At 51.6% G+C, this 14091-nt stretch carries 11 protein-coding genes; 5 read left to right on the top strand and 6 right to left on the bottom strand.

What is annotated here, in order from left to right; genetic code table 11:
* Positions 1-3: 3 nt before the first annotated feature.
* Positions 4-1002, bottom strand: coding sequence for an aldo/keto reductase (locus IYV58_RS17610; protein ID WP_195729170.1), 999 nt, complete (start codon positions 1000-1002; stop codon positions 4-6).
* A 100-nt stretch (positions 1003-1102) separates the two neighbouring features.
* Between IYV58_RS17610 and IYV58_RS17605 the strand changes: the two genes are divergently transcribed.
* Positions 1103-2017, top strand: coding sequence for a LysR family transcriptional regulator (locus IYV58_RS17605; protein WP_142469082.1), 915 nt, complete (start codon positions 1103-1105; stop codon positions 2015-2017).
* Positions 2018-2173: 156 nt separating this feature from the next.
* On the opposite strand, the gene IYV58_RS17600 is transcribed toward IYV58_RS17605, so the two are convergent.
* Genes IYV58_RS17600 through IYV58_RS17590 form a run of 3 tightly spaced genes read right to left on the bottom strand, consistent with a single transcriptional unit; the run spans position 2174 to position 4180 of the window.
* Entirely contained in the window at positions 2174-2941 is a 768-nt protein-coding gene (locus tag IYV58_RS17600) for a molybdopterin-dependent oxidoreductase (protein ID WP_004122251.1), read from the bottom strand.
* Positions 2931-3539, bottom strand: coding sequence for a cytochrome b/b6 domain-containing protein (locus tag IYV58_RS17595; protein WP_004122247.1), 609 nt, complete (start codon positions 3537-3539; stop codon positions 2931-2933). Before IYV58_RS17595 ends, IYV58_RS17600 begins: the two co-directional genes overlap by 11 nt.
* Before the next feature lie 14 nt (positions 3540-3553).
* A complete protein-coding gene (locus IYV58_RS17590; protein WP_112166276.1) occupies positions 3554-4180 on the bottom strand; it encodes a hypothetical protein in 627 nt (208 codons plus the stop codon).
* Between the two features lie 139 nt (positions 4181-4319).
* Between IYV58_RS17590 and IYV58_RS17585 the strand changes: the two genes are divergently transcribed.
* The 4 genes from IYV58_RS17585 to IYV58_RS17570 all read left to right on the top strand — a co-directional run bounded on the left by IYV58_RS17585 (position 4320) and on the right by IYV58_RS17570 (position 7451).
* The gene (locus tag IYV58_RS17585; protein WP_004122240.1) at positions 4320-4991 is read left to right on the top strand and encodes a heavy metal response regulator transcription factor; all 672 of its coding nucleotides are present in this window, start codon (positions 4320-4322) and stop codon (positions 4989-4991) included.
* Positions 4988-6406, top strand: coding sequence for a heavy metal sensor histidine kinase (locus IYV58_RS17580; protein ID WP_004122238.1), 1419 nt, complete (start codon positions 4988-4990; stop codon positions 6404-6406). Before IYV58_RS17585 ends, IYV58_RS17580 begins: the two co-directional genes overlap by 4 nt.
* A 384-nt stretch (positions 6407-6790) precedes the next feature.
* The gene (locus IYV58_RS17575) at positions 6791-7144 is read left to right on the top strand and encodes a type II toxin-antitoxin system RelE/ParE family toxin (RefSeq protein WP_112166274.1); all 354 of its coding nucleotides are present in this window, start codon (positions 6791-6793) and stop codon (positions 7142-7144) included.
* A gap of 4 nt (positions 7145-7148) precedes the next feature.
* Complete coding sequence (locus tag IYV58_RS17570; protein WP_087829043.1) at positions 7149-7451, top strand: helix-turn-helix domain-containing protein; 303 nt, start codon at positions 7149-7151, stop codon at positions 7449-7451.
* Between the two features lie 273 nt (positions 7452-7724).
* Here the strand turns inward: IYV58_RS17570 and IYV58_RS17565 are convergent, their stop codons facing one another.
* Both IYV58_RS17565 and IYV58_RS17560 read right to left on the bottom strand, forming a co-directional pair.
* Complete coding sequence (locus IYV58_RS17565; RefSeq protein ID WP_195729169.1) at positions 7725-8138, bottom strand: very short patch repair endonuclease; 414 nt, start codon at positions 8136-8138, stop codon at positions 7725-7727.
* A 94-nt stretch (positions 8139-8232) separates the two neighbouring features.
* Positions 8233-14073, bottom strand: a complete 5841-nt coding sequence (locus IYV58_RS17560; RefSeq protein ID WP_195729168.1) for a DEAD/DEAH box helicase — start codon at positions 14071-14073, stop codon at positions 8233-8235.
* Positions 14074-14091 lie beyond the last annotated feature (18 nt).

Genomic DNA, 14091 nt, shown 5'->3' with positions numbered 1-14091 from the left:
ATGTTACTTATCGATTAAATTAAAATCATCCTGGTTATATCTTAATCCGTGAACATGGTCAGGAGTAAAGATAAGATCAATGGCTTTAATATCAGCATCGGAAATATCCAGGCTGACTGCGCCGGCATTATCCCGCATATGCGCTATTTTCCGCGCGCCGGGAATAGGGACGATATCATCGCCTTTACTCATCACCCATGCGAGTGCGAGTTGGGCCAGGGTACAGCCATATTTATCGGTTATCTCCCGCAGTTGACTGAGCAGCTGCTGGTTTTTTTGTAGGGCATCGTTCTGGAAGCGAGGGAGATTGCGACGAAAATCATCATCGGCGAAGCCGGACCGGTCGGTGATTTTTCCCGTTAAAAATCCGCGCCCCAGTGGGCTATAGGGCACAAATCCTACCCCTAATTCGCGGCAGGCTTTGAGAATGTTTTCTTCCGGTTCGCGAGTCCAGAGAGAATATTCAGTCTGAACGGCGGCGATCGGATGAACTTCACAGGCCCGGCGTAAAGTATCGGCAGAGACCTCGGAAAGTCCGATGTGGAGAACTTTCCCTTCCTTGACAAGTTCTTCCATTGTGCCCACCACGTCTTCAACGGGAACGGTGGGATCAACGCGGTGCTGATAAAGGAGATCAATCGTGTCGACGTTGAGACGTTTAAGCGAGCCTTCTACCGCTTCGCGGATATGTTCAGGGCGGCTGTCAACGCCGGCCATACGCTCAAGCCCGTGGCCGCCAGGAAGAATGTGGAAACCAAATTTGGTCGCGATTTGTACCTTGTCACGAATTCCTTTGATGGCTTTCCCGACCAGCACTTCATTATCAAATGGTCCATAAACTTCCGCCGTATCAAGGAAAGTAATCCCCAAATCAACCGCAGCGTGAATGGTGTTAATTGCCTGCGACTCTTCGGCGCCACCATAGGCAAAACTCATCCCCATACAGCCCAGACCTAATGCTGACACCTGAAGTTTGTTCTTTCCCAGATAACGTGTTTTCACCTTATTTTCCTCATTTACCAAGTGTGCTTAGATATATACTTCCAATTTACATTCACAACAATTAATCTCTCTCTAATGCAGTATTTTACGGATGTTAACAATGAAAAATATTCCCGAATTGCAACATGTAGAAATGCTTATTCTTATTGTGAAACATGGAAGTTTTCGTCAGGCAGCAAAAGAGTTGAATATTTCTCCACCAACGTTAACCATCGCCATAAATAATCTGGAAGAGAAACTGGGCGCGAGGCTTCTAAATCGTTCTACGCGCAGTCTTTCTCTGACCGCTATCGGCCAGGAATTTCTGAATGACGTTACTCCTGTGCTCAATGACTACAGGCGGGTGATTGATAACCTTAATGAGCACAGGGCAAAGCCGGAAGGGGTGGTGAGAGTAAATTTGCCGCGAGTCGTGCTGGATCTCTTCTTTCAACGCTATTTCGTGCAGTTCAAAAAAGATTATCCAGATATTAAACTTGAATTATTCACCACCGACAGGAAAATAAATATTATCGATTCAGGGTTTGATGCGGGGATTCGCTACACGCAAGATGTGCCGAAGGATATGATTGCAGTACCCTTTGGAGAAGAGCTCTCTCTTATTGCAGTGGCGAGTCCAGATTTTATAAAAAAGTCAGGGGTACCCTCCTCACCGAAGGACCTCGTGAATTTCAGATGCATCAATCGTTGCTTTCCTGGCGGGCAGCTTTATCGTTGGGAGTTTCTCAACGCTGAGGGCGATAAAACGGAAGTTGCTGTTAAAGGCGATCTTGTTATTGATTCCGATGCGGCAATGATACAGGCTGCGGAATCCGGATTAGGGATTGCTTTTGTGTATGAGAATCTGGTTAAGGTTCAAATTAAAGAAGGCAGTCTTATCCGCCTGCTTTCTGATTATTATTACCCCGCCGATCGTTTTACTCTTTATTATCCGAGCCGCAAACATATCCCCGTGCCGCTGAGAACATTTATAACATGGGTGATGTCGATGAATAAAAATATTCTCCAGCAATAGAATGTGAAAAGGCGGGTGAAAATAACCTGGCTTAAAACCGATCCTATCACCCTCTTTTGTCTTGTCGTACTCCGGATGCCTCTTCGGTTTGTCGTCCGGTCGCGATCCCGCGCCATTAACGCTGCCCGATGCCGTTTTACCGGCGCAGCGCGGGCGCTAAATACCGCTAAACCAGTTATAGCCCTGATCCTCCCAGTAGCCTCCAGGGTTGGTATCGCTGACGAAAATGGCGGCGATATGCTTGGCGTTTTTGAACCCCAGCTTGGTCGGCACCCGCAGTCGTAGCGGAAAACCATACTCCGCCGGCAGCGGCTGACCTGCAAAATCCAGCGCCAGAATGGTTTGCGGGTGCAGCGCGGTGGCCATATCAATACTGGAATAATAGCGATCCGCGCACTTAAAGCCGACATAGCGCGCGTTGAGGTCGGCGCCGACGTGTTGCAGGAATAGCTTGAGCGGTACGCCGCCCCATTGACCAATCGCGCTCCAGCCTTCAATGCAGATCAGCCGGGTGATCTGGCTCTGTTGCGGCAGACGCTGTAGCTGTTCCAGCGTCCACGGCGCTTTTTTCTCCACTTTACCGGAGACTTCCAGACGATAGTCGAACAGATCGACTTCCGGCGCGTTATATTCCGGATAAAAAGCGTTAAACGGAAAGGGGTGGGTAATTTGGTCCGGACGGTAAGTCTGGGCCAGGCGCTGGCCGCTGAACAGCCAGGACTGGACCCGATCGTTCCAGCGCGACATAGCCCACAGCACTTTGTCGACTTGATCGCCATCCTGCATGTTGCATCCGGTCAGCATCGCCACGCCTCCCAGCGTCAGCCCGGATCGCAGAAGTAATCGGCGCTGCACATTTACCAGCTGTTTTTTCTGATCCGGCTCGAGCGCGGGCGCGCGGCGAGTTGGCGCTTTACCCTTCATGTTTACCTCCTGACAGCATGGCCCACAGGGTGGAAGGTACGATTAACACCATCAGCACATGGATAACGACGAACAGCCCGATACCTGCCATGGCGCAGAAGTGGACATAGCGCGCGACAGGAAAACCGCCGAACAGCGCCACCAGCCAGTAGAGCTGTACCGGTTTCCAGATAGCCAGCCCGGAGAGCACCAGCAGCAGGCCGAGCGCCATAACGCCGAGGTACATTAGCTTTTGAATCGCATTGTAATGGCCGAGGCGATGGTTCAGCCGCAGCGTTAAGGTCAGCCAGATATCCTGCCGGAGCGCGGCCAGACGTAGCGGCAGCAGGTCGCGGCGTAGATGGCCGCTGAACAGACTCCACAGCAGGTAGCAAACAGCGTTAACGATCAGCAGCCACATGACCGCCAGGTGCCAGCCAATCGCGCCGCCCAGCCAGCCGCCCAGGGTGAGGGAGGGCGGAAAGCGGAAGTCGAACAGCGGCGAAGCGTTGTAGATTTCCCAGCCGCTCATGAACATTCCGATCATGGCGACCAGATTCACCCAGTGGGTGAGCCTGACCGGCCAGCGATGTACTGGCCGCGACGCGTTGGTTTTCATGCACGTCTCCTGGATTACATCGGCGGTACGGTACCGTCTTTTCCGGCGGAAATGCGGGTGGCGACGCGCTCGCCTTTATCGTTAGTGGCGGAGAACAGCACGATATGCGTACCGGGCTTCAGCAGGCCGCGATCGCCGGGATTGATGGTCACCACCGGCGTATCGTCAGGGACGATGACGTTTTTTTGCCGATCGCCGTATTTAACGGTTAGCGTGCGGCCGTTGGCGTTTACCAGCTTGCCGATGGTGCCGTTGGTCATGGTGTTGATTTTACCGTCGGCGGACTCCCACGGAGAGTGTCCTTCGCCCGTGCCGCGAAGGCTGGCGGCAAACACGTGTACTTCCAGCGCCTTCAGGCTACCGTCGGCCTGGGGGACCGCTGCGGTGCCGATAAAGCTGTCCGGCTTGATATCGTCGATCGAACCTTTGGCGACGCTAAAAACCTGCGTTTTGTCGTTGAGCTTTACGTCGACCTTTTCCCCTTGACGGTTGCTGATTTGCAGATCGGTATCCGAGACCTGGGCGATGGTGCCGCGCAGCGGCGCGATAGCTTTAGCCGGCGCCTGCTCTGCAGCGGCGATGCCGCTGCAGAGCATCAGGGTGGACAACAGTAAACCGGCAATACGATGGCGTGTATGCATGACATTCTCCTGTAATGGTTTGCCGGTTAAGCATGGCCAGGCGATCGGGACAACACCATGTCCGTTTGATGACATTAATGTCATCAAGACGCGGCGCAGAAACTGTTAATCTGTCCGCAGACGTGAAGAGGTGTTAAGCATGCGCATATTGGTGGTGGAAGATGATATCGGAACCGGTAATTACCTGAAGAAGGGGTTAACGGAGGCCGGATACGGCGTTGATTTGGCGCGCGACGGTACCGACGGCTTATTTCGGGCGCTGGAGTATGGTTACGATGCGATTGTGCTCGACGTCATGCTGCCCGGGCTTGACGGCTGGCAGATTATTGATGTTTTACGCAAGAAAAGCGATGTGCCGATACTGTTTCTTACCGCCCGCGACGAGGTGCAGGACCGTATTCATGGCCTGGAGCTGGGGGCGGACGATTACCTGGTCAAACCTTTCTCCTTTACCGAACTGGTGCTCAGGTTACGTACGCTGTTGCGCCGCGGAACCGTACGGGAATCCGATCGCTATGACATTGCCGACCTGCATATTGATGTGCTGCGGCGCAGAGCCACCCGTCAGGACACCGTAATACCGCTGACCAACAAAGAGTTTATGTTGTTGCATCTGCTGGTCCGGCGTGAAGGAGAGGTGCTGTCGCGCACCATGATCGCCTCGCAGGTATGGGATATGAATTTCGACAGCGACACCAACGTGGTGGATGTGGCGATCAAACGCCTGCGCGCCAAAATCGACCGGCCGTTCGATATCAAACTTATTCATACCGTACGCGGCATCGGCTACGTTTGCGAGGTCCGCTCATGAAGGTGCTGGCCCGGCGCTGGCAGGCGACATCGTTGACGCTGCGAAGCGCCGTTCTGTTTGCCCTGGTTGCAGCGCTGGTGGTCAGCGCCGCCGGGGGTTACTTATATCACGCCATGCGTCAGGAGATGATTCACCGTAGCGATCTGCAGGTGACCGGGCGCATAGAATATTACCGAAACGTCCTGAGTAAACGCTTTCCGCTGGAGCGGCTGGTGGCGAACACCGGGATGTTCGAAAACATGTTGGGCAACGAGCAGGACGTTTTAATCTTTCGTATTCCGGGACAGGCTCCGTTAATTAAGGTGAATCCTGCCAGGATTCAATTACCGTCGGTGACGCCGACGCCGGCGGATCGTCCGCAGCGCCTGAATGAGGTACAGGGCGGGATGACCGGGCAGGGGGTTCCGCTGCGTGTGGCGTCGGGGCTGGTGACGCTGGAAGATGGCAGGGTACTGCAAATTTCTGTCGCGCATGTGATGGTAAATGAACAGAAAATGCTGGCGCGCTACCTGTGGCGCGTCATCGCGGCGGTGGCGGCGGCTTTTTTGGTGATTGCGCTGCTGGGCTACTGGGTGATGCGTCGCGAGCTGCGGCCATTAAGGCGTATGGCCGCTGAGGCGGCGGTCATCACGCCCAGTACGCTGGCGACTCGCCTGAGCGAACAGGACGCGCCGCAGGAGCTGCAGCAGCTGATTGTCTCCTTCAACGCCATGCTCGACAGGCTCAACGAAGGCTATCAGCGCCTGACGCGGTTTTCCGCCGATCTGGCCCACGAGATCCGCACGCCGGTGGGGGCGCTAATGGGCCAGTGTCAGGTGGCGCTGTATCAGCCTCGCAGCGTGGAGGAGTATGAAACGTTGCTCTCCAGCAACATGGAGGAGCTGGAACGCATTTCACGCATGGTGGAAAATATTCTGTTTCTGGCGCGCGCCAGCCATGCGCAGTCGGTGCTGAACTGCCGGGAACTGGATATTGCTCAGGAGCTACAGCGTGTCGCGGATTATTTCGAGGGGCTGGCGGAGGAGCGCGATATTCAGCTGATTTGCGAAGGTGAAGGGCAACTGCGGGCCGATGCGATGCTGTTTCAGAGGGCATTAAGCAACCTGGTGGCCAACGCGGTTCGCTATGCCGATGAAGCGAGCCAAATCATCTTACGAGCCGGCATGGAAGAAAACCGACAGATTATTCAGGTGATTAATCAAGGCCCGCCGATTGCGCAGGTACATCTGGAAAAGCTGTTTGAGCGTTTCTATCGTGCAGACGCCGCGCGCAGTAGCCACGCCAGCGGGCTGGGATTGTCGATCGTACGCGCAATTATGACTCTGCACGGCGGTGAGGCCCGCGCTCAGTGCCTGCCGCAGCAGCCGGGCGCGCAAATCGTTTTCAGCCTGATTTTCCCGAAACGCTCAACGTAGCGGTAAACAAAAAGCCCGCTTAAGTTTCCTTAAGCGGGCTTTTCTAATATGGCTCCTCTGACTGGGATCGCCTTTGCCATTAACGGGCTGATTGAAAAGCTAAATCCCGAAATTAGGGTTGTCGAGACTCTCTGAGTTGCAGGCGGGAGACCGAGAGAACGGCAGTGACGCGCGACAACTCAGCATGCACTGTGCCAATACCTGAACGGCTTTTTCGGGACAGGTCGTAAAACGGTCAATGCCTTGCATGTTATTCACTGAAATAGCTGAATGCGTCTTCAGCTTTGCAGTAACGACGCATGAATCTCGTGTCCCCTCTCTCCATAATCAGTTTTATAGGTTTACACCTATATAGTATTTGACCTATATTGATTTGGAGGTCCCGTGTGGATGATTAAAACAACGGATACGTTTGAGCGCTGGTTTACCTCGCTCAACGATACCGATAGGGCCAGCGTGCTTGCAGCGCTGTTGGTCCTGCGAGAAAAGGGGCCGGGTTTGTCCAGACCTTATGCCGATACGCTCAGAGGCTCCCGCTACAGCAACATGAAAGAGTTGCGTATTCAGAGCCGGGGCGAGCCGATACGGGCATTTTTCGCTTTTGACCCGGCCCGTACCGGTATTGTGCTTTGCGCCGGAAATAAGGTCAGCAATGAAAAACGTTTTTACGATGAGATTCTCCCGGTGGCTGACCGGGAATATACCAACTGGCTGAACACATTAAATGAGAAGGAGTAACGCGATGGGCAGAACGCTGGAACAGCTTATTGCGGATGAAAAACCTGAAGTTGTGGCCGAAGCCGAGGCTATGGCTAAGGATATTTTGCTCAATATTCATCTTGCTGAGTTGCGTGAGAGGGTGCAGAAAACGCAGGTGGAAATGGCGCAGGAATTAGGTATCAAGCAGCCTACCGTCGCGGGAATGGAAAAACCGGGCCGCGACCTGAAGCTCTCCACGCTCAAACGTTACGTTGAAGCGGCGGGCGGTAAGCTAAGCCTCAATGTTGAGCTGCCGGATGGGTCGCATTACGGGTTTGTACTGTAAATACTGGCTCAGGCCCCCATTTCCATGTCATCCAGTCAGGAGAGAAGTCTTCTGGCAAATGTATTAAGCCCGGCGGGAAACAGCATGATCTGAAAAGCAAAAAGCCTGCTTCAAAAGCAGGCTTTTCTAATATGGCTCCTCTGACTGGGATCGCCTTTGCCATTAACTGGCTGATTGGTAAGCTAAACCTAAAAAGTTAGGTTGTCAAGACCACCAGAATGACCACCATTTTCTACCTGCGATATAGCAGTTAAAAACAATGTCGCTTCTTATCTAGGCGTCCTCTATTAAAAACGCTTTCAATTTTTCCAGCAAGATATCCGTCTCTTTAAGTTCGCATTCCCAAACTACCAACGTTTGCCAGCCCATTTCGTGTAACTTTGATAAGCTCATGGAGTCCCTTGATTTATTTCTTTCCAGTTTTGCAAACCAATATTCCTGATTTGATTTTGGCATGCGATTTCGCCGACATCCCTTATGACCATGCCAAAAGCAGCCATGTACGAAGATGGCTTTGCGCTTTCCCCAAAAGACTAAATCGGGCTTGCCAGGCAGTCGAGGGTCGCATAAACGATAACGAAATCCGGCATGATAGACGAGGCGTCTGACGATTAGCTCAGGCTTAGTATCTTTCCCTTTAACTCGGGACATCACAAAGCTTCTTTTAGCCGGTGTTACTGTATCCATCAGAAAACCTCGCTATGCTGTCGATTGAAGACGCTTCAGATGCAAAGCGTCTTCGGCTGAATTAGAACATTGTCCAATAGCGCTAAGCTAAATTTTAACCTCGGTTAAGTTTCGCCAAAGCGCGCAGTGGCCGTCTTTCCAGTTCAAAGGTGTCGATAAATCGTAATGGCGCTCCTATATTATCTAATCCAAAAGAACCAATTAGGGCATCACGTTCAGTGTCCCGGCATTGCCATAAGGGATGTGTAACAGCCGCGCGCCAAAGATCTTTTCCATCATTTATTTCAAGAACTGGTAAAGAATGTTCCTTTAACAATTTGATAGTCCCCGGTCGTAACGCCTCGACATCCTCCGCAAGTTCAAACGCTCTTTCTTTCCATCCTTTCATTTCTGGATGGTTCCAGTCTTCAATATTCAGGCCGCATGCGAATTCCGGCATAACCATGGCGCGTAAATAGGCTATTCCTAAACGCCAGTCCAGTAAGCCGTGATATTGGCGGTTTCCGTAGCGTTGTATACATTTGTAACATGCTGTCCGACATTGATCTGGATGATCTTTCTTTAGAAAATCAACCATCGGCCAGCCGCGTTCATCTTTCAGAATTTCATGCAGCAATTTGATTATTAAGGGAGAACTGCCGGCAACCGCCGGTTCGGCAAGACGTCTGCATAATCCTGAGCCATTGATTAACGCGTCTGCGATTTGCAGTATAGGTTTGCCAAAATGCAATCGAGGTTCAAGCATTTCGAACTCATCAGGCGAGACATCCAGATAGAGGGCGGCCTTATGCGTTAATATTTGAATCGCGCTGATGGCCGCCGCTCGCGTAGGCAAGTGCATATGCTCGCCATACCTGGCGACCATATTCAAATTAAGACGAGGATCGAACCTTGTTAATTCGAGATGAAGCGACTCAGTCTCCTTACTGGAGACCAGACCGAAATTTCTGCTCTCGCCTTTACGCCGCCAACGTGAATTATCTTGCTCTTTTAACCAATTAGAATCAATCGCTTGCTCGCCTTTAATCGGCGAGCGGTAAGCAACGAAAGGAACCGGCGCTTTTTGATCGCTTGTGAGGTCGACAGTAAAACGTTCTCCTTCTTTTTCTCCATTAATAGGACCGTCGTTAAGACGCAGTATAGTGACTTCTCCACGTCGTATGATCAAGGGATCACAGTGTGTCGGAGTTTCTTCGTTTAATACTGTCGCGGTAGTCTTTAAAGACATGCGGGTAAAACTATCCAGATCGTCTTTGGGCTCGAAATCCGTACGGAAAGCGGCAGGCGTGATGTAGAGTTTGAACTCGTCAGGATTTATAGGCGCGCCGCAATCCTTACATTGAATTTCATTGTCTGGTTGACGCAATTCCAGCTTTGCGGAACCGCATGCCGGGCAAAATGCGACATGACTGGATGACTCCAGCCACGAGCCCACCGTAGAGAGGTCCGACACGCGATTATTCCGGTTATGCGGTTCCCGATAATTTCCTGTGAAGCCGATCACCTTGTGCTTTTTCTTATCCTTAATTAATACCGAGCCGGGAGCATACTCGAATACCGCAAGGTCAAGATCGCGATCCATTGTCGACCATTCGTATTCAGTCTGGTTGTTCAGACCTTTTTTCTCACGTAATCCCAGATACAAATTGCGTACCCGGGTCGGCATTCCATACATCGGCAATTTTCCGCATTCAGCTAGAAAACGGGCGAGCCCCACGTTGTCGTCAGGCGCGTAAGAGTTCAGTTCGGCGATTTCATCGATTATTTTTTTTGCATTCAATGCGGAATGAAGATTCTGACGTTGTTCCGGATCGAATGTCGACGCTTCGATAAAACGTTCGCGTATATTCTGTGTCGCTTCCAGCGCGCCCTGCAATCGTTCAGCCCAGTTCGCGTTATCGTCATAATAGTAATCATGCGTAGAAACATATTCGCCATGAACGTCAGGCGGGACAAGTTTATCGCCAGGAAAATCTATCCCGTTCTCGCGATCTTCTTCACGCAATAGATTAAAGGCGCTTCTGAGCCAGACTTTACGCAAAAGCCTTAATGGGATAGCGTCGTGATCTACCGCCAAAAAGGGTGGGGGCGGCGGATCGCCTGTAATCGCGTGAGGATGGGCGAAATAATAGGCGTCGTGAGTCCGTCCACGGCAAAACGTAATGACAAAAGAATAAGCCTGACCGCGCCGCCCGGCCCGGCCGACGCGCTGCTGGTAATTAAAACGCTGAGGCGGCATGTTGGCCTGATAAACCGACTGAAGCGAACCGATATCGATGCCAACCTCCATTGTCGTGGTGACGGCAAGCATATCGATCTCGGCGTCCAGTTTTTCAAGTTCGCTCATCTTATCGACGAAAATCCCTTTGAATTTACGAAGTCGATCGGAAAAGTCATCAGTCTGCCCTGTCAATTCTTCAACGTTCAATCGAAATCGCTTAACGCCGTCCCGTTCGCCGCGCACAATGCGTTTGCCAAGGAAATTCTGTTCCCATAGCGTTTCAACAGAATCTTTGGGAGTGATATCAAGCGGTTCCGCGCAACGGGTACAATGTTTAAACCCTAGATGTAAGTGGATCCGCCCACAGTTGCCGCATTGCCAGTAGGGATCGCCTGATTTCGCTACCTTGAGGAACAATTTGCCAATATTGAATAACCCTGCCGTATGCTCTCGAGCAGCGAACTGATTTAAGACTAGCGTCAAATTATCCAGATACTTATCGTCGCCGAATACGGCTCTGGCGACACGCTTGACTTTCGCTTTTTTAATATCTTCTCCAACGTACCAGCCGTCGGATTGTTCAGGATCGACATATTTGTTTTCTTTTACGCGATAAACGCCGGCGAACACTCTTAACCAAGCGTCGAGTTCGGGCGTATCCTCATTATCCGAGACGCAGGGATACGCCAGACCCGTTTCCTCTAACGCGAAAAAAGTATTGGCGAAAATAACATCGTCTATCAATTCAGATTGATCGTCTATAATCCTTTGTTTGATCGCCAGCCTGTCAGATAAAGAAAGTTTTTCGTGGTACCTAACAATGTTCTTATCTTTTACAAAGTTTTCGTACCAAACGACTTTGTCGTTTCCATCAGCGCTCGGGCGATATTTGTAAGGTGATATTCCCAACCCAGCTAATTCTGAGGATATTTTTCCGATGGAGTCTCCTTCTGACTCCAATAAGCTATCTATTTTTACCCGTCGGAATTTACAAAGGCTCGCAATATCTTTTTGCCTTGTTTTGAGCTCATACAGCCTGTCGAGTTCATCATCATCCCCAGCTTGTATCGCTTTATCTCTTTTTTCTTTAAATTCTTTTTCTGGAATATATTCTTTTTCCGCCTCGCTGATCATCGTTCTGGCGGCCGCGACCAGTATTTCCCTGCGCAAATCGCGTAAGTGCAGGCGTTCGATCTCCAGCGCCATCGAAGCCGCATCCTGTCGGCTATCCGAAAAGACAATACTCTTCGCATCCGCGCCTATCGCATGCAGCAATTCGAATAGCTCTGTCGCTACCAGTTGAGATGATTTCGTCACGCCGGTACGGAATGCGCGAATAGGCGTTCTGGCGCGGTTAGTTGCCGGTCGACTGGAATAGTCGATACCGCAGTTAGGGCAACAGAAAGGTTGTGCGGAAGGCGGTTTTACCGGCTCTCCTTTTTTCGCCGGGGGCGGGTTCTGAAAATAGAGATATCCGCGAATCGCCTCGGGGTTCAATGGCGATGTTTCTTGCCCGACAGTCGCAATACCTGTGACAGGATTCAGCGTCGCCTCCTGCCAAACATCCCACCTTTTTTCACTGGCTTCACTAGCGGCGGGCGTTTTTTCAACAGGCCAGAAAACCGCAAATTCATCCAGCGCCATATCATCGTAATATTCCGCGCCGGGGCGTTCGGGAAGATTTTCAAGATTGGTCGTCGAGGGTAATAGTTCTACCGTAGCGCCTCCGCAATTTTGTCCCCTCTGACCACCAAGCAGTAAATCGCCGCAAGCTTCACAATAAAGCATTTCGAATAAACGCCGACCGCGCTTTTCTTGTGAGGTTGAAGGCGCGTGCGACAGGCCACGTTCTAGGCAAAAATCGGCGAATTTCGCTTTTCGCTCTCCGGGCGAGACCGACGCGAAGAAACCTTCAATATTTCTTACGAACGTATGCACGCGAAAAGCCGGCGTAGCGGCGTCAGGCTTATCGCAGTCAAGTACGGAATCCGGAAGCGCGCGTAACAACATTAATCCGCGTAACGCGAGCTCAGATTCCTTCTCTCCATCCAGGCTTTCCGCCAGAAAAATTTTGTCGATGATATGCTTGGGAGACGTGGCACGCGGCTTGTCGCCTTTTTTTTCAATGCAGGCGTGGGTTAATAACGCGGCTGCGGTTTCCGCCGCCAGCTTAACGCCTTGACGGCTATTTCGCTCTTTTACGCCAAGAGCCTGAAAAGCGTTAACTAAAGCTCGCTCAAACTCGTCTGTCATCTTTACGCGGCGGACAACGTCGCCTTGCCCTGTAAGCGCCATCCTCATCAGGGCGGCAAAAGGCCGCGCGTCAACTTTACTTTCTGGTTCAGGTATGAAGGGAGTACCCTCAACGACGCAGTTACGCCAGAATTCCGGAGAGTCGCTGCCCTCATCCCGGGGATCGCTACAAGTGCCGAAGGGAGCGAAGAGATCGCGTAGATACTTTCTCGATTGTTCTCCATCCGCGCCTTCCATCGGCAAAGACGCGGAAGACGCCAGCAAACGCAGCTTATAGCGGTGCTTCGGATCGTCGAGTCCGAGTCGAATGATTAGCGACTTAATCAACATTGCGGTTTCCGTTCCTGCGGAGCCGCGCATTAAATGTAATTCATCGAATACCAGATAGAAGTAAGCGTCTTCATTACTCATCAGCCATTCGCGCGTCATGTCGAAAATAGCATCTTCGACTTCTCGCGAAAGCATCGCTCCCAGCATGGAAGCGTTGGTGACGAGTACGTCAGGCGGAGCGGCCTGCATATCCCAACGAGTAACCATCTCGCCACCGTCTGTTGAAGGAAAGATATATCGGGTCTTCTCCGACGATTTTGCTTTTTCTTTGTCGAATGCGCGCGCGGCCTGTTGATTATAATCGATTCGGTTCAACGCCTTACGTAATTTTTCAAGGTTACGGGCGCGGCGACTTTTCTCCGTACGCTCGCCGGAAAGGCGGGGATGGCTGGCGTAACCGGTAACCGGCGTGGCACTGGTATATTGTCCGAAGAAGATGCGGTTTCCGGCGAAACGATGTTCCATCGTCTGTCGCGCTTCATCGGAATCCAGCGTTTTGCGCAAACGCGCCATTTGATCTTCAACTAAAGCGTTCATCGGATAAAGCACTAACGCTCTGATCGCTGCCGGGCGTTTTTCTCCTTTACGACGAGAAACCCAGTTCGCTTCCGCATTATGCCACCAGCGATTTTGCAGGTAGCTATCGCGGGGAGCGGGCCAACCGATCGCCTCATTCGATAATGCGGCCAGTATGGGCAACATAAAGCTTTCTGTTTTTCCCGATCCCGTCCCGGATGTCACTATGCCAGGGCAACCGGCACGAATGCCTCGTTCCAGCATTTTCACCTGATGAATATAAGGCGCATGGACTGACCGACGCGGCCAAGACGCGTCGCCGGATTTTGAATCAAACAAACCGGATAACGCTAGTTCGACGAACGCTTCTCGGCTTTCCTGCGATAAGCTATTTAACGGACCGTTTTCCATATCGGCCAAATCTTCAAGAGTTTTATCTGAAGACTCATACCGTAAAACGGGTTCAATATAGGGCTCTGCGGCGAACTCTCCGCTGCTGTTCAGCAATTCGCGCCTTGACGCCGCGACGAACGGGTCGGCAATTCGGAAACTGGTTTCAATATATGATATAAAGAAATCCTGAATACGGCGAAAGCCGCCAATCGGATCTAACATGATTTCCTTCTCCTGTAA

This window comes from Klebsiella sp. BDA134-6, from assembly GCF_015601345.1.
Lineage (GTDB): Bacteria > Pseudomonadota > Gammaproteobacteria > Enterobacterales > Enterobacteriaceae > Klebsiella > Klebsiella grimontii.
This window is presented reverse-complemented; position numbering and strand designations above follow the sequence as displayed.